Source organism: Duodenibacillus massiliensis (assembly GCF_928721995.1).
GTDB lineage: Bacteria > Pseudomonadota > Gammaproteobacteria > Burkholderiales > Burkholderiaceae_F > Duodenibacillus > Duodenibacillus massiliensis.
Map to the genome: position 1 here is coordinate 132,961 of NZ_OV788642.1, position 16,854 is coordinate 149,814.

12 protein-coding genes and 1 tRNA gene are annotated in these 16,854 nt (G+C 53.9%); 10 read left to right on the plus strand and 3 right to left on the minus strand.

Annotated features, from left to right (window positions below; all coding sequences use genetic code 11):
* Nucleotides 1-139: 139 nt before the first annotated feature.
* From tig to lon, 4 genes are all read left to right on the plus strand, one after another.
* Nucleotides 140-1,492, plus strand: coding sequence for a trigger factor (gene tig, locus NXF97_RS00600; protein ID WP_274956063.1), 1,353 nt, complete (start codon nucleotides 140-142; stop codon nucleotides 1,490-1,492).
* A 218-nt stretch (nucleotides 1,493-1,710) separates the two neighbouring features.
* Nucleotides 1,711-2,310 carry an ATP-dependent Clp endopeptidase proteolytic subunit ClpP gene (gene clpP, locus NXF97_RS00605; RefSeq protein WP_022373787.1) on the plus strand — a complete coding sequence of 200 codons (600 nt, stop codon included), beginning with the start codon at nucleotides 1,711-1,713 and terminating at the stop codon, nucleotides 2,308-2,310.
* Nucleotides 2,311-2,330: 20 nt separating this feature from the next.
* Entirely contained in the window at nucleotides 2,331-3,677 is a 1,347-nt protein-coding gene (gene clpX, locus NXF97_RS00610) for an ATP-dependent Clp protease ATP-binding subunit ClpX (protein ID WP_274956064.1), read from the plus strand.
* A 209-nt stretch (nucleotides 3,678-3,886) separates the two neighbouring features.
* Nucleotides 3,887-6,340: an endopeptidase La gene (gene lon, locus NXF97_RS00615; protein WP_274956065.1), complete on the plus strand. Its 2,454-nt coding sequence runs from the start codon at nucleotides 3,887-3,889 to the stop codon at nucleotides 6,338-6,340.
* A gap of 103 nt (nucleotides 6,341-6,443) precedes the next feature.
* Here the strand turns inward: lon and NXF97_RS00620 are convergent, their stop codons facing one another.
* Nucleotides 6,444-6,770: a hypothetical protein gene (locus NXF97_RS00620; protein ID WP_274956066.1), complete on the minus strand. Its 327-nt coding sequence runs from the start codon at nucleotides 6,768-6,770 to the stop codon at nucleotides 6,444-6,446.
* 15 nt (nucleotides 6,771-6,785) lie between these two features.
* On the minus strand, nucleotides 6,786-6,950 hold the full coding sequence (locus NXF97_RS00625) for a hypothetical protein (RefSeq protein WP_274956067.1): 165 nt from the start codon (nucleotides 6,948-6,950) through the stop codon (nucleotides 6,786-6,788).
* Between the two features lie 446 nt (nucleotides 6,951-7,396).
* On the opposite strand from NXF97_RS00625, the gene NXF97_RS00630 reads away from it, so the two are divergent.
* The 3 genes from NXF97_RS00630 to NXF97_RS00640 all read left to right on the plus strand — a co-directional run bounded on the left by NXF97_RS00630 (nucleotide 7,397) and on the right by NXF97_RS00640 (nucleotide 8,400).
* On the plus strand, nucleotides 7,397-7,669 hold the full coding sequence (locus tag NXF97_RS00630; protein WP_022372406.1) for an HU family DNA-binding protein: 273 nt from the start codon (nucleotides 7,397-7,399) through the stop codon (nucleotides 7,667-7,669).
* Between the two features lie 46 nt (nucleotides 7,670-7,715).
* Nucleotides 7,716-7,791: transfer RNA gene (locus NXF97_RS00635), tRNA-Val, on the plus strand.
* 324 nt (nucleotides 7,792-8,115) lie between these two features.
* A complete protein-coding gene (locus NXF97_RS00640; protein WP_274956068.1) occupies nucleotides 8,116-8,400 on the plus strand; it encodes a hypothetical protein in 285 nt (94 codons plus the stop codon).
* A gap of 680 nt (nucleotides 8,401-9,080) precedes the next feature.
* Here NXF97_RS00640 and NXF97_RS00645 read toward each other — a convergent pair.
* Nucleotides 9,081-13,142, minus strand: a complete 4,062-nt coding sequence (locus NXF97_RS00645; RefSeq protein WP_274956069.1) for an autotransporter domain-containing protein — start codon at nucleotides 13,140-13,142, stop codon at nucleotides 9,081-9,083.
* A gap of 789 nt (nucleotides 13,143-13,931) precedes the next feature.
* On the opposite strand from NXF97_RS00645, the gene NXF97_RS00650 reads away from it, so the two are divergent.
* The 3 genes from NXF97_RS00650 (at nucleotide 13,932) to menB (ending at nucleotide 16,854) form a co-directional block, all read left to right on the plus strand.
* Nucleotides 13,932-15,140, plus strand: a complete 1,209-nt coding sequence (locus NXF97_RS00650; RefSeq protein WP_423767309.1) for an IS256 family transposase — start codon at nucleotides 13,932-13,934, stop codon at nucleotides 15,138-15,140.
* 464 nt (nucleotides 15,141-15,604) lie between these two features.
* Entirely contained in the window at nucleotides 15,605-16,021 is a 417-nt protein-coding gene (locus NXF97_RS00655; protein WP_074009420.1) for a PaaI family thioesterase, read from the plus strand.
* 14 nt (nucleotides 16,022-16,035) lie between these two features.
* The gene (menB, locus tag NXF97_RS00660) at nucleotides 16,036-16,854 is read left to right on the plus strand and encodes a 1,4-dihydroxy-2-naphthoyl-CoA synthase (protein WP_022373522.1); all 819 of its coding nucleotides are present in this window, start codon (nucleotides 16,036-16,038) and stop codon (nucleotides 16,852-16,854) included.

Below are 16,854 nucleotides of genomic sequence, written 5' to 3' on the forward strand. Positions count from 1 at the left end.
TAACACGTGAAAACGTGTAGTTTTGCGCACCGCCGATATAATGCGCCCTGTTTGATTAACAGAGTGCGCCGCAAGGCGTGCTTTACCTGTTGCCGGCCGCACCCTTGTGTTCCGGCATAAAAACGGAATAGACAAAAAAATGACTGAAAACGCAAAAGACGTGAAGACCGAAGAAGCCGCAAAGCCTGAGGTTAATCCCCTGGAACGCTCGCTCACCCTCAAGGTGAACAACGCCGAACTCGAAGCCGGTGTGGCCGCTGAACTGAAGCGCCTCGGCAAAAAGGCGAAGCTCCCCGGTTTCCGTCCCGGTCACGTGCCCGCCGCCAAGGTTGCGGAAATGTACGGCTACGAAGCCCGTATGCGCGTGATGAACAACCTTCTTGACGCCGCCTACCGCAAGGCCGCGGAAGAAAGCGGTCTGCGTATCGCCGGCTTCCCGGAAATTGCGCCGGCTGAAGGCAGCAAACCCGGTGACGCCGAACTCGTCTTTACCGCCAAAGTCGAGGTTTATCCCGAATTTGATCTCCCGGACCTTTCCGGCCTCGAACTGAAGCGCTACAGCTGCGACGTCACGGACGCCGAAGTTGCCAAAACCCTCGACATCATGGCCAAGCAGCGTGCCACCTACTCGACCGAAGAGGGCCGCGCCGCTCAGAAGGACGACCGCGTGACGGTGAACTTCAAGGGCATGAAGGACGGTGTGGCTTTTGAAGGGGGCTCCGCCGACAACTACAAGTTCATCGTGGGCGCAGGCATGATGCTGCCTGAATTTGATCAGGCCGTCGAAGGCATGAAGGCGGGCGACAAGAAGAGCTTCAACCTTACGTTCCCGGCGAACTATCAGGCCAAGGACCTCGCGGGCAAAGAAGTCACCTTTGACGTTGAATGCGTTGCCGTTGAAAAGGCCAACATCCCCGCCATTGACGATGAATTCGCAAAGAAACTCGGCATGGACGGCGTTGACGCCATGAAGGCCGAAGTCCGCAAGAACCTTGAACGCGAAGTCAAGGTCCGTGTGAGCAACCGCACCCGTGGCGAAGTGATGAATAAGCTGCAGGAACTCTGCACGTTCCGTGTGCCCTCTGCGATGATTCAGGAAGAAAGCGAACGCATGGCTCAGGCCATGATGAACGACTTCATGGCCCGCGGCATGCTCAGCAAGAAAGACCGCAACCGTCAGCTGCCGGCGTCGCTTTTCACCGAACAGGCCGCCAAGCGCGTTGCGCTGTCGATGTTTGTCGGTAAGCTCATCGACGAAAACAAGATCACGGCTTCCGAAGATGATGTGAAGCGCATCGTCAAGAACGTGGCCGAAGCCTACGAAGAACCGGCTGAGATGGAGAAGTACATCCTCTCCAACCCGCAGACCGCGCAGAACTACCACAACCTTGCCCTCGAAGAACGCGTTGTGGACTTCGTTCTCGGTAAGGCCAAGACCACCGACGAAAAGCTCGGCTTTGACGATCTGATGAAGAACCCGGGCAGCCTTTAAGGCTCAGCCCCTGCCGCAGAAAGCCTCTTTCGGGGGCTGCTGCGGCACAAGTCAGAGGTGACGGTGCGCGGCATAAACTGTCGCATACCGCCGCCAAAAAGGCGGACAATGAATGCTCTCGGTGACTGCTTCGTTATCCGCTTTTTCGCTTTTTTCCGGCAAGCGCGGACGTAACGGACGGTCTGGTTCGTAATCCTTTGAAATAGACACAAAAAATAATGAATGCACAGAACATGCTGATTCCGATGGTGATCGAGCAGAGCGGCCGCGGCGAGCGCAGCTTTGATATTTATTCGCGCCTTTTGCGCGACCGCATCGTGTTTCTGTCGGGGGAGGTTAACGACGAGAGCGCAAACCTCGTCATTGCCCAGCTTCTCTTTCTTGAGAGCGAAAACCCCGATAAGGACATTTCCCTTTACATCAACAGCCCCGGCGGCAGCGTCTACGCGGGGCTCGGTATTTTTGACACGATGCAGTTTATTAAACCCGACGTGCAGACGATCTGCGTGGGTATGGCTGCCTCGATGGGGGCGTTTCTTTTGGCCGCAGGCGCCAAGGGCAAGCGCTATTCGCTGCCCAACTCGCGCATCATGATTCACCAGCCGAGCGGCGGCAGCCGCGGCATGGCAAGCGACATTCAGATTCAGGCGCAGGAAATACAGTCGTTAAAGGGCCTTTTAAACGGCGTACTTTCCGAGCGCACGGGCCGCACGATTGAAGAAGTGACGCGCGACACGGACCGCGACAACTACATGAGCCCCGAAGAGGCGCTCAAATACGGTCTGATTGATAAGATTCTCACGCACCGTACTGAATAATTTCCGGGACAGACTGTTCAATGTTTGACAAGAAGAAAACCGACGATCTGCGCTGCTCGATCTGCGGGCGGCATAAAAACGACACCGAGGTGCTCGTTGACACCGGCCAAGGGATTTTGATCTGCGACCGCTGTGTGAAGGGCCTCATGAAGGCGATGGGCATCGAAGCCCCCGCGAAGAGTCCGGCTGCCGCATCGGCGGCAACGGGTTCAGAAGCCGCTGCGGCGGGCGAGATGAAGAGCGCGCAGGAACCGGCGGCACCCGAACTTGAGGGGAAGCTTCCGACGCCGCAGGAACTCTATGCGCACCTCAATAACTACGTGATCGGTCAGGAAAAGGCCAAGCGCGTGTTGTCGGTCGCTGTTTACAACCACTACAAGCGCCTGAGGCACGCCAACGACGACGGCGTCGAGCTTTCCAAGTCAAACGTGCTGCTCGTGGGCCCGACGGGGTCGGGGAAGACACTTCTGGCGCAGACGCTTGCCCGAGGGCTTAACGTGCCTTTCGCGATTGCGGACGCGACGACCCTTACCGAAGCCGGCTACGTCGGCGAAGACGTCGAAAACATCATCCATAAGCTTTTGCAGGCCGCCGACGGCAACGTCGAGCGTGCCCAGCGCGGCATCGTTTACCTCGATGAAATCGACAAGATTGCCCGCAAGAGCGAAAACCCCTCGATTACGCGTGACGTTTCGGGCGAGGGCGTGCAGCAGGCGCTGTTAAAGCTTGTGGAAGGCACGCTCTGCAACGTCCCCGCCGCGGGCGGCCGCAAGAACCCCCGCGGTCAGATGATTGCGGTGGATACAAGCAACATTCTCTTTATCTGCGGCGGCGCCTTTGACGGCTTGGAAAAGATCGTGCGGCGCCGGTCGGTGAAATCCGGCATCGGCTTTTCCGCGCAGGTAAAAAGCGAGAAAGAGGAGTCGCTCTCGGAACTTTTGCAGGACGTCGAGCCCTCCGACCTTGTGAAGTACGGCCTGATTCCGGAACTCGTGGGGCGACTGCCCGTGATTGCCGTGCTGCAGGAACTTACCGAAGAAGGCTTTGTCTCGATTCTCACCGAGCCCAGGAACGCCTTAATCAAGCAGTTTAAGGAGCTCTTTGCGATGGAAGGGGTGGAGCTTGAGGTCACCGCCGGTGCTCTCAAAGCCATTGCGCATAAGGCGATGGAACGCAAGACCGGTGCCCGCGGCTTAAGAAGCATCGTGGAAGCGGCACTGCTGGACGCGATGTTTGAAGTGCCCGCCAAGCCCGAAATCGGCCGCGTGGTGCTTGATAAAGCCACGATTGAGACGGGCGCGCCCGTTGACATGATTGCCTGTCCCCGCAAGGACCCGGTAAAGCCTGAAGCATCTCAGGCGTCCTGATCCGTTTTTTTTAACTTGTGTCGGGACGGCCTCCGTCCCGGCACAATGTGCCTCATTTTTGCCGTATTCGGGCAAGGTTTAAGCCCGTTTCCCTTTTATAGTCCATAGGTATCGGCGGGGAAGTTTTTTCCCCCTTGAAATCGGGGCTTTGAGCCCCAACATAGCCCATTACTGAAACTTTAGACGCTCAGTTTTTTGAGATTAATTACATGACAGAAAAAGAGAACAATGCGGGTGAAGTCCCGGGCGTGGTTGTCGCGCCGGTCCTTCCGATCCGTGACCTTGTGATTTTTCCGCGCATGATGCTGCCCCTGTTTATTGCGCGCCCCAAGACGGTGCGTGCGGTGCAGAATGCGATGAAAGGTGACAAGCGCATTGTGCTTGTCACGCAGCGCGATCCCAAGATGGATGATCCGAAGGCTTCGGACGTCTATGACGTGGGGACCCTTGCCACACTCATGCAGATGCTGCGCCTTCCCGACGGCACCTTAAAGGTGCTTGTGGAAGCGCACGGGCGCGTGAAACTCAGCGACATCGACGATAAGTCGCCTGAGATGACCTGTAAGGCGACGCGCCTTGACTCCACCGACATTGAAGGGACGGAAACCGAAGCCCTGCGGCGTGCGGTGGAAACGCAGTTTGTGAGTTACGCCAAGGAAAGCAAAAAGATCACCGACGAGGTGATCGCGGGCGTGAAGGCCCTCAAAGACGCCGAGAGCCTCGCCGACGCCGTTGCGGCTCAATTGCCGGTTTCCCTTGAAAACAAGCAAAAGCAGCTTGAAGAGCTTTCCGTGCGAAAGCGCCTCAATAATCTTTTGGGGCTCATTGCCGGGGAAGTGGACATCCTTGCCGTTGAAAAGCGCATTCACGGTCGCGTGAAGCAGCAGATGGACAAGAGCCAGCGCAACTACTACCTCAACGAGCAGATGAAGGCGATTCAAAAGGAGCTCGGAGGCGAGGAAGCGGCTGACGGCGACGATATCGCCAATTACAAAAAGAAGATTGCCGAATGCGGCATGCCCAAGGAGGCTCAGGAAAAGGCGCAGGCTGAACTGCGTAAGCTCCGGATGATGCAGCCCATGAGCGCGGAAGCGACCGTCATCCGCGGCTACCTCGATACGCTCGTGGAGCTTCCCTGGAAGAAAAAGAGCCGCGTGAGCACGGACCTTAAGAAGGCCGCAAAGATCCTGGACGCCGATCACTGGGGGCTTGAGAAGGTGAAGGAACGCATTCTCGAGTACCTTGCCGTGCAAAAGCGCGTCGATAAGGTGAAAAGCCCGATTCTGTGCCTGGTGGGCGGTCCCGGCGTCGGTAAGACCAGCCTCGGCGAATCCATTGCCCGCGCCACGGGTCGCAAGTTTGTTCGCATGGCCTTAGGCGGCGTGCACGATGAAAGCGAAATCCGCGGTCACCGCCGCACCTACATCGGGTCCATGCCGGGTAAAGTGATTCAGTCGATCACAAAGGCGGGGGTGAGGAATCCCTTGTTCCTGCTGGATGAAATCGACAAGCTCGGGCGCGACTACCGCGGTGACCCTGCGGCGGCGTTGCTTGAAGTGCTCGATCCGGAACAAAACCGCACCTTCCAGGATCACTACCTCGATCTGGACTTTGATTTGTCGGACGTCATGTTTGTGGCCACCAGCAACAGCTACGACATTCCGCCGGCGCTTCTTGACCGTATGGAAGTGATCAATCTCTCCGGTTACACCGAAGACGAGAAGATGCACATCGCCGAAGAACATCTCGTTCCTAAGCAGATGAAGATGAACGGCGTCAAGCCCCACGAAGTGACGGTGAAGGCCGACGCGATCCGCGACATCATCCGCTACTACACCCGTGAGGCGGGCGTGCGCGGGCTCGAGCGCAGCATCGGCAAGATCTTCCGTAAGGTCGTGCACATGAATGCCGAAAAAGGTGACAAGAACACCAGTGAAATCACGGTGGACGCGAAGAACCTGAGCGACTTTTTGGGTGTCAGAAAGTACACCTACGGCGTAGCGCAGAAAGAACCCCAGGTGGGGCAGGTCAATGGGCTGGCCTGGACCGAAGTGGGCGGCGACATCCTTACCGTGGAAGCCGTGGTCTTCCCGGGTAAGGGCGTTGTGCAGCGCACGGGCTCTTTGGGCGACGTGATGAAGGAAAGCGTGGAAGCCGCGCGCAGCGTTGTTCGTGCGCGTGCCGCCAAGCTCGGTATTGAAAATTCCGCTTTTGCCAACACCGACTGGCATATTCACTTCCCTGAGGGTGCTACGCCCAAGGACGGGCCCAGCGCGGGTGCCGCAATCTGCACGGCAATCGTTTCCGCGATGACCAACATTCCGGTGCGTCCGGACGTTGCAATGACCGGGGAAATCACCCTCAGGGGTGAAATCCTTGAGATCGGCGGCTTAAAGGAAAAACTCCTCGCGGCTTTACGCGGCGGTATCAAGAAGGTGCTGATTCCTGAAACCAACGTCAAGGACCTTGCCGAGATTCCGGATAACGTCAAGACCGGCATGGAAATCGTGCCTGTGCGCTGGATTGATCAGGTTCTCGAAGAGGCGCTTGTGCGTAAGCCCGAGCCCTTAAAGACCGATTCGGCTGAAAAAGCGGCGACTGCGGCGCCGATTCCCGCCGCGGGCAGCAATGCCGTGTCGGGCACTCAGGCAACGGCACATTAAGCCTTTTATGCTCTGAGACGAACGGGCTGAAGCTTTTTATCGGGCTTCAGCCCTTTTCTTTACTCTGGCGTCAGAACTGAGCGGCGTCATCGCCGTTGGGGGCTTAAGCCTTTATCACCAGATCCAGAACCTCGAGCGTCCACGTCTTAGCCTTCCGACGCAACCCTGTTTTGTTTGATTTTCCCTCAACGCTGTGCAAGCCCCGTTTAGCACTCTTAAACCGCGGCTGACCTCCCTGATGAAGCAGCCGGCGCTCAATGCCCTGCCAGACACGTGTGGCAATTTTCTGCGCTTCGTTGATGCCGATGCGCTTTGTAAAGCCGCCCTTGGCACGGTGCTCTTTCACGACATCATGCAGGGCATACTCGGAAAGCCGGGCGGACTTCTGAATTTCCTTAAACCGCTTGTTGCGGTCTTTGCCCTTGGGCATCGCGGCCGTGAGCTTTCATGCTTCAGTGCTTTTCATGGCGCGCACGCGTTTCTTTGCCGTTCCAAGAACAGCATTGAAGAGCTGGCGTGCATCGGAGAAGTAGGTCTCCAGTGCACTTTCCTGATCCTCTTCGGTTTTCAGGCCCAGCTCGATGACAAAGGACGGTGTGCGCGATTTCATAGCGGCTGAATATACCTTAAGCGAAAACTATGTGCATGGGTTGGCTGCGTTTGCTCCAAGATTAAAAAATTTCGAAAGCCCGCATTCCTCCCGGGGCTCGAGCCCCGGGAGGAATGCGGGAAATTCTGTGAGTGCCTCTTTTCGCAGAAATTTGTGTGAGGCCGCAAAACGCACCGGCGGGCAGCTCATTTCTCAGATTTCTCCTGCCTCAGAAATGCCCAAAAAGCCACGGATTTCCGGCAAAAACCTTATCTGCGCCTGCGTTCTGTCAAAGAATTGACACAATCGTGACTAAATCAGCACGAAATCGCTTCAAAACCCTGCAGGGCTTGACTTTATTGATTTTGCGTGTTGTAAAATGCCCCGCATGCATAAGGCAATGCATCAGTTAACCCGTCTGTGCCGGTACATAGCAAACGGCACAGGCATAACCAAGGAAGTCTGAAATGAACAAGACTGAACTCGTTGAATTTATCGCCACCCAGGCGGATCTTTCCAAGGCCAAGGCTGCTGAAGCTGTCGACGCTTTCGTTGAAGCCGTGACCACCTCCCTTAAGAAGGGCAAGGACGTCACCCTCGTCGGTTTCGGTACCTTCACGATCTCCAAGCGTGCTGCCCGCACCGGCCGTAATCCTCAGACCGGCGCCACGATTAAGATCGCTGCTTCCAAGGCCCCGAAGTTCCGTCCTGGCAAGAGCCTCAAGGATGCTGTAAACTAACAAGCTTCACTGCTTAACCGCACTCAGATTTGTCTGAGCGCGGCAGGGATGCTTAGCTCAGTTGGTAGAGCGGCGCCTTTACACGGCGTAGGTCGGGAGTTCGAGACTCTCAGCATCCACCACAAGCCATCGGCATACCTCGGCATACATTGATTTGTCGAGGTTTTTCTTTATCTGAATCGGCATAGAACGGCATAATCCGTACAAGTTAGTGGCGTTTTAGTGGCGGTAATAGTGGCGCTGGATTGGCAGATGCGCTGCTCCGTCATACCTTGTACAGGAGAGCATTAATGCCGTCAGTTTCAACAACTCAATACGGTACATAACGGGTTCTGTGGTATTCCGGCAGCAGTAAAAAGCAAAAAACGTTTCCCACAAAAACGGAAGCTAAAAAATTTGCTGCAGCGCTTGAACTCAGCCCTGAAGAGAAAAGTTCTCATATTTCTTTGGGCGATCTTCTGATTGAGTACCGTGACAAGGTCACCCGGAATAAAAAGGGACAACGGGAAGAAACTTACCGCATCAACCGTATTCTGAAGACGCCTATTGCGCAAAAGATGATTTCCGACATCACGGTCAAGGACATCAACGACTGCATTGAAGTCCGTCTGAGATCACCTTCATGCAAGTTCAAGGGCCTCATATCGCGAGGAACGGTACTCAAAGAATTCATGGCGCTGTCCTCTGTGTTCAATAAGGCAATAAAGGACGGCTTGCTGTTGATGCAGTAGCCGACAGCGATTACTGCATCAAGGTTGTAGTGCTTGGTTGGGTACTTCTTTCCGTCCGGCTCAGTTGTCAAGGAATCCTTGACAACTGTTATGGAGCGTGAGGAATTGACACAGTTGGTGCGTTAACTGTGTCAGTTCTGACGGTAAATGGGCGTTAAAAGCTGATACGCACGTGCGCTTAAAAATGATGCAAAAGGGCGTCAATAGCAGATACAGAAGTGCGTTAAAAAAAGATGCCGTCTGTCTGATAAAAAGAGACACAGCAGCTGCAGTAAAAACTAACGCTGCGTCAGGGGTGTGTGTAGATTTTTGTGTCTAGCGCGGGTTTACGGTTGAGCTTGTTGGCTCGCTAACAGTGGTATTTAACCCCAGGTACTTCGGGGCTGTCAAACCCCAATTATTCTTTCCGTGTAGCTTCGGGCTTCATCTTGTTGTGCAGACTTACCCATCTTCGAATGCCTTATGCTGTTTCTGTACGTCAGGTCAGTGGTTTGCCTCCAGCTTCCTTCAGATCCTGCCTCGCGGCGGACATCCTTGCTCTTGGCTATGTGCTTGGTGCTACCCCCTGCACTCGGGACTTTCACCCGTTAGAACGCGCTCATGCCGAGCGCACACAGACAGCGGGCGGAGAAATGAATCCTCCGCCCGCTGTCAGGGATGTTTAGCGAAACGTCAGGGGGTTAGAAGACATACTTCAAGCCCACCTTGCCGCCGACGGACGAGGTGCCGTCCTTGCCGCCGCCCAGCATCATGTTGGCGTTCACCATCAGGTTGCCGTTCTGAGCACGGATGCCGAAGTCACCCTGCACCGGGCTCGTGTCAATCACCGTCTGATCGGCGCCGAAAACAGAGATTTCCTTGTCGCCGAACGTCGGCACATAGGCAACCTTGAAGCTCGGGGCCACGGACCAGCCGCTGACGTTCTGTTCAAAGCCGTTCACACGCAGCGCGATCGGCACCTGAACGAGCGTCTGTTCCTGCTTTTTGATGTTGACGGCGCCCACCTGCATTGCATCCGTGTTCAAGCGCGACACACGCACGCCCACGCTCGGCACGAACTGGAAGTTGCCGGCCGTGAAGCGATGCTGACCGCGCACGCCCACGGAGTAGATTTCCGAGTCAACGCTCTGGTTCAAAGCCGTCTGAGACGACGTGACGTCGTTTTCGTTCTTGATGTAGGAGGCTTCCGCAACGACCTTCGAGTCACCGAACTTCATCGCGCCGTACGCGGTGACGCCGTAGCTGTCGATGCTGTTCTTGATCGAAGAGACGCCGCTTCTCAACGAACCCTTGCCGTACTGGAACGCGGCACCCGCGGTGATGTCCTGCGTTACCGCAAAATCAGCACCGAACGCACCGTAACCCATGTCGGACTTGAATTCGCCGCCGTTGTCGAGCTTGTCGGCTTCGTAGCGTTCGCCCGTGACGTCAACCCAGAGGTTCGTGCCGGCAGCAAGTTCCTGATCCACGGACGTACGGTCGGCGATCGTCTGAGCGAGCACCGTATCCGCACGGCGGGTCATCGCCTGGATACCGGTGGACGCGAGGGCACCGAGCCCGCCTTCGGCGGACATGGTGTTGACGACGGTGTTGCCGTTAACTGCAGCTTCGACGAAGGGGTTGTCGGTGGTGGCCGTCGTAATGCCGTTAACAACAGTTCCTGCTGCATCGGTCAGCGTGATAGTGCCAACGGTGGCGTTTGTGATGCCGAGTTTGCCACCGTCAAACAAAATGGTAGAGGCACCTTCAAACACAGCATTGTCGCCGATAGTAGCTTGATCGATGACAAGAGCCCCGTTGGACTTGACGATAACGCTCTTAGCGACGTCGGTTGTTACAGCATGGTGACTGTTTGGATCAATCACGATACTGCCTGTGTCGCTGAGTGCCATGGGGATTCCAACATAGACCAAGGATTCAACAGAATCAAAGCCGTCAAGTTTGGATACAGCGTTTTGTGCGGAAGAAACATCTGTACCAAAGACGACAAGCGCTCCGTTACCAGCAGTAACATGAGTTCTGAGAGTTTTGTTATCAAGGTTGCCAATGGTTACAGAAGATTCGCCGTAAGTAGGATCTACAAAAATGGAACCGCCGGTCATAGACAGAGTCTGGATAGACATCGAAGCCCCGTTCCCATCGTTTTCGCCAACAGTAATGTTGCCGATTCCCGACAATTTATCAACAATCAACTTACTCTCATTGATTACTTTCAGAGATGTGCCCGTAGTTAGCTCAATGGATGAAAGCGATGAGGTTTTATCTTTCCCTTGCAACGTCAAAGTAGCACCGTCACCGATGCTAATGGTGTCAAAACCAGTAAGTGCGGCAGTAGCGAGGTCACGAGTTATGGAGAGATTTGAATCGTTTTCAGTGGCCTGCAGATTGGCGTTAAGCATACTGATGGTAGCTAACGTGCCACTCTGAAGACTATCTAACCAAGTTTTGGTATATGTGCCATCGTCTGTAATCGCAAAAACAGAACCTTTGGCCGCTGAAATAGCGCTTTTGACCTGTGCTGAATCAGTGCCAAAAGCCTTGCCTGTCAGCTGTTCGAAGGAAGTCTGAAGAGTACCTGCTGTCAGCGACAATTTAGCATTATCGAGAGTGAGCGAATCTACTTTGTATGTTCCGCCGTTCAGAATAAGTTTTCCGTTGTTAGCGGCCGAAATGTTGCCGTTGAAGGAGAGGTCTTTTTTCTTTCCGGTGGCAGTAATTTCGACTTGGTTGGTCTCGTCGCCTTTACCGATGATTGAAACGTCACCGGATATAACGGAGCCATCCCCCAGTTCAAGGTTTACGATATTGCTGTCGTTGGCGTTATTGTATTGTCCCGCATTGCCCCAAACGTTGATGTTGCCGGTGATAGCGGCATTCTCTGCGGTAACAGAAACATGGGTATTACGGGAGAAATTGCTGACGGCACCATTGGTTTTGGTGGATTCTTTGCTTTCGTTCAGACTGCCGACATTGATATCACCGTTCAGACTCAGGGTTTTCGCCTTGATGTTAAACGCGGCTATCTTGCCGTTGTTATCTACAGCACCATAGACACCGTTAATGTTGCCGTTCAGTACCATGGAGTTGTTAGCAGTCAAATTGACAGCACCCCAAGTTCCCGTACCCAGGACGCCGCCCCCTAATTTTTTGGTGCCTGTCAACGAAACATCATCGGCGGTTACGTTAATGGTCGAGCCTTCATTAAACTGCAGCAGAGCAACGCCTGCGTCGTCACCGGTTGCTGTAGCTTGGAAGAGTTTTGCATTGACATTGGCTACTGCACTGGCGGCTTCACGAGTATGAATTGCAGTATAGGCCGAGGAGGAAATAAAGGAATCAACATCAATGTTCAGGGTGGCCTTGTCGCCTACAACATAAAGACCGTGTCCTGAACCTGTTTGGGTATAAGAGTTGGCAAAAATGTTTAAAGTAGAGCCCGTATCTACACGGCCAATAAAGTAGGGATCAGAGTCTCCAGTGCCAACGTTGTTTAGAGAGACACTGTTGACTCTGCCGTCTTTTTGTCCGAAGGAAAGAATACCATTATTGTGAACCCACACGTTTCTGGACGATACAGAAGGCGAGGAGACGTTGATGGTGACATCTTTTCCCGGTGATCCAATGATAGAGCGTCCGCCATCAAGGTTTACGCCATAGGCATTACCTTGGTTTGAAGAAACATTAAGGTTCAGATTGCCTTTGATATTAATTAGAACTCCGTCGGATACCGTTTGCGTGCCCAAAAGGCCTGTAGCACTAGCCTTTTCAGATTTAACATCAATATTGGCATTCTCAAGGATAATGCCCGCCCCATCCAGATCTACGATCCCTGTGGTGCTGGTGTAATAAGAGTCATAAGCAGCCAAACCAGTTGCAGTGCCCCCAATTGCCGACACATCAATGTTGGTGGTGTTTCGAACATTGATTTGCCCACCGCCGGCTTCAAGTCCTATGGCATCCGCGGCCCCAACTTTTCCTTCAGGGGCTGTGGTTGTGTAGTTTTTGCCGTCGGTAGAAAGTTCTTGATCCGCAGGGGCCAATGTTTCTCCTAAAGATTTAACAGTGACATTAAATACTTTGGCATTGCTATTGATCTCTCCGTAAGTTGCAAGGGCTCCAACAACTGCGGTACGGCGATTAGCGTCGGTGGCTCCTGTATCAATGCGATCTACAGACGATTCAACATTTAAAGTTACTGAATCACCGTTGAAATTAATGATCGCATCATGGTCTTTGTCCCCATAGGCCTCTAACGCGATTGCAAACTTGCCATTTATAAAGGCTGAAGCTTCCGAGTTGCCCGTGCCAGTGTGGTTGGTTTCAAGGTAGATATGAGTGAAATCACCTGCGAACGTGGCATTGCTATTGGTGCCGAATTGATACAGGGCTCGAACAGCAGCCGGATACGGATGGGTATCGTTGTTGGCTTTGAGAGAAAGCTCAGTGTTGTAAATAGTTCCTTGAGCGTCAGATTTAATTTGCATGCCGATAGGAATCGTGTTACGGGGAAGTTCGGGGCGATCAAAAATAAACGAATTGCCTTGGGGCGTGTTGGTGGAATCCCAAACGACAGACGGACTATCGGTGGTTGCAAAGGTAACGGACGAACTAAGCAATCCTGCTACGGCGATGCAAAGAGCAACTTTGTTTTTTCCAGAACGCTGCACCGACCCCGTGATCTCGTTGGCGACCATCAGCGCCCCGCGAGCCTTATTGAACACGATCTTGAATGTCTTATTCATAGAGTGGACCTCATTTTCCGTCGGACGGAGGTCGGTGTAATACAGAACTCCGTCCGAGATTTGACAGTAATTCCAATATGCACCAAACATACCCCCCCCCGAGGGGGTTGTCAAAGAATGAGTGCACTGATTTTCAACACGCTCGGAGCAACATTTCAGCATCCGCTTCGGAATCCCCTGAATACAGGGACTTCCGGAAACTGTCCTGAAACTATGAAAGTATGTCCCAAAAACAACACTTTGAAAAAACGGCGCAGGGCGTTCCGAGGAAAACAGCCGCTGTGCCGATCGCTTTTTAGGGCAAACTCTGTAGAAAAAACACTACTGTCCAAAACGGATTTGTGCATCAAAAAATAGTTTGTTGATTTAAAAGAGAAAACTCGAATTTTCGGTTTTAGGGGCCTACTTTTCCGAATGGAAGCTCCATTTGCGGAGATTCCTCACAGGAAGCCTCTGGCTCATCTCGGCCGAGGATTGACGGATTCAGGTGGAATTTCACACACATTGGGACGGTGTATATCGAACATTGGGACACCCCCTTTCTCAAACATTGGGACAGTCCGTTACGGCGCCGAGCGAGTCAAGCTTCGGCGTTTTTTTATTGGAGGAACGCAGGACGACGGCGTACGGACCGCGCAAGGATGTAAGATTTTTTGTGTCCAGGCGATAACAGCGCTCCCGTAGGGCGCGAAAGGAATCACCGTGGCACACCGTACACCCAAAATAAACGACACCGTAAAATTTACCGACCAGCAGCAGGCCATTCTGAACGATGCCGTAGAGCAACTGATGGAAGCCGGCGGCTTAACGGCCTTAACGCAGGCTCATTTCAACGAAGCGATGAAGATCGTAGCCCAACGCTTCATCAACGCCGCCCTGCAAGGGGAACTGCAGCACCATTTGACACAGGAAGACGAAAATCTCAACGAAGATGAATCGTCGGCTGAGCGCGTTGAAAACAAACGCAATGGGTACAGCAAGAAAACGCTTCACTGCAATAAAGGCGATTTAGAAATCCAGATTCCCCGCGATCGCAAGGGGACTTATGTTCCCCGCCTGGTACCCAAGCACTCACGGCATTTCAATGACTTCGATGACGCCATCATCGATTTATATGGACGTGGATTGTCTACCCGTGAAATCTCTGAGTTCATCAGAAGTCAGTACCACGTTGAAGTGAGTGCCGAATTCATCAGCACCGTGACGGAAAAGGTAAATGACGACGTACGGCAATGGCAAAGCCGTCCGTTGGATTCGGTCTACCCGGTGGTGTTCTTTGACGCTTTGCGCATCAATATCCGTAAGGACGGCGTCATCAAGAAGATGGCGGTTCATTTGGCTCTCGGCGTACGTTGTGACGGCCGACGCGCTGTGCTCGGCATGTGGGTTCATGAAAACGAAGGCGCGGCTTTCTGGACGTCGGTATTTACGGAATTGAAAAACCGTGGCGTAGAGGACATCCTGATCGCCGTCACAGACGGCCTCAAGGGTATGACGCAGGCCATTGAAGCCGTATTTCCCCAGGCGCAACATCAAACCTGCATTGTCCATCTCATCCGTGCCTCTACAGCCTTTGTCAGCCACAAGGATCGAAAGGCTGTAATGGCCGGCTTAAAGCCCATTTACCAGGCCAATACCCCCGAAGAAGCGTTGGCGGCCTTGGTGGCCTTTGAAAATAGCTCTATGGGCAAACGTTACCCGTATGTAGCGCCGAGTTGGCGCTCTGCCTGGGCACAGGTGATACCCTTCTTCAACTTTCCCCGGTCGATTCGGAAGTTGTTGTATACGACCAACAGTATTGAGGCTCTCAACCGTGGCGTTCGGAAGGTAATCAAAACTCGAACCATGTTTGCGCATGAAGAATCCGCCAAGAAGCTGATTTACTTGGCACTTCAGCGCATTATGGAAAAATGGAAGCTGCCTGTTCGTGCTTGGAGTGAAGCCATGCCGGTGTTTGCTGCCATGTACGGTGAGCGATTTGCCGCTGGGCAGGCTTAATTGCCGCGGAGTACTGAAACAGTGTTTCAGCACAGCAGTTGCAGTGTTACAACTTAAGGAGACGAAACTGCGATTTTTTCCGGTAGCGGCGCGCCGCTGCATGGCCGCCCCCCATGGGGGCGGCCATGCAGCCCTCCCATGCCACCGTCGTACCCTGAATCATCGCATTACCACTGATAGAAAAATTGGGGCTTGACAGCCCCGAAGTACCCGGGGTTAAATACCCCTGTTAGCGAGCCAACAAGCTCAACCGTAAACCCGCGCTAGACACAAAAATCTACACACACCCCTGACGCACAGCGTTAGTTTTTACTGCAGCTGCTGTGTCTCTTTTTATCAGACAGACGGCATCTTTTTTTAACGCACTTCTGTATCAGATCTATACGCTACATGACAGCGCTTCCCGCTAAAATCTCTGCGCCACAAAAACGGTACCGTTTTCGGTAACCGACAGGGAATCCGTCATGACACATTCCACAGACACTGAGCCCGAAAAAAAGCTCTTTATGAGTGAGCTTCTCGGCATTGCCTTTGAGCCCCGCAAAGCCGGGGAAACCACGGTTGCCGCAAGCCTTGCGGTCACCAGTAAGGTCTGCCAGCCCTTCGGCGTACTTAACGGCGGGGCGTCTTTGGCGCTTGCGGAAACGCTCGCAGGTTACGGCTCAATGGGGTTGCTAGCGCCCGACGAAATACCGCTCGGTATTGAAGTCGATGCCCACCACATTGCCTCGGTCCCCGAAGGGGGCGCCGTGCGCGCGGTCGCCACACTGCTGCAGAAAGGTCGGGTGACTCATCTCTGGAACGTGGACATTACCGATACGCGCGGGCGACTTATTTCAACGGCCCGCGTTGTGAACCAGATTGTTAAAAAGCGCTCTTAAAGAGGGGAAGACCCGTGAAACGCGAATGGAAGAAAATCAAGGATTACAAGGAAATCCTCTTTGACTTTTATGAGGGCATTGCCCGCATCACGATTAACCGTGAGCGCTACCGCAACGCCTTTACGCCCACGACAACGGCGGAGATGAGCGACGCGCTTTACTACTGCCGTGAGTGCCCGGACATCAATGTCGTGGTTCTCACGGGCGCGGGCGACATTGCCTTTTGTGCCGGCGGCGACATGCATGTCAAGGGCCGCGGCGGCTATATCGACGAGAAGGGCGTGCCGCGCCTTTCCGTGCTTGACGTTCAAAAGCAGATCCGAAGCCTTCCGAAGCCCGTGATTGCCATGGTTAACGGCTACGCCATCGGCGGCGGCCACGTGCTGCACGTCGTCTGCGACCTCACGATTGCTTCGGAAAATGCCCGTTTCGGGCAGACCGGGCCGCGCGTGGGAAGCTTTGACGCGGGCTTCGGGTCCTCCTACCTCGCGCGCGTCGTGGGGCAGAAGAAGGCCCGCGAAATCTGGTTCCTGTGCCGGCAGTATTCGGCCAAAGAAGCCCTCGAAATGGGGCTTGTCAATAAGGTCGTGCCCCTGGAGCAGCTTGAAGACGAAACGGTTGCCTGGGCACAAGAGATGCAAAAACTGAGTCCCATTGCGCTGCGCCTTATTAAGGCGGGGCTTAATGCGGAACTTGACGGTCAGGCCGGTATTCAGGAATTGGCGGGCGACGCGACGATGCTTTACTACATGACCGACGAAGCTCAGGAAGGCGGCAAGGCGTTCCTAGAAAAGCGGCCGCCTAACTTCAAGCAGTATCCGAAGATCCCGTAA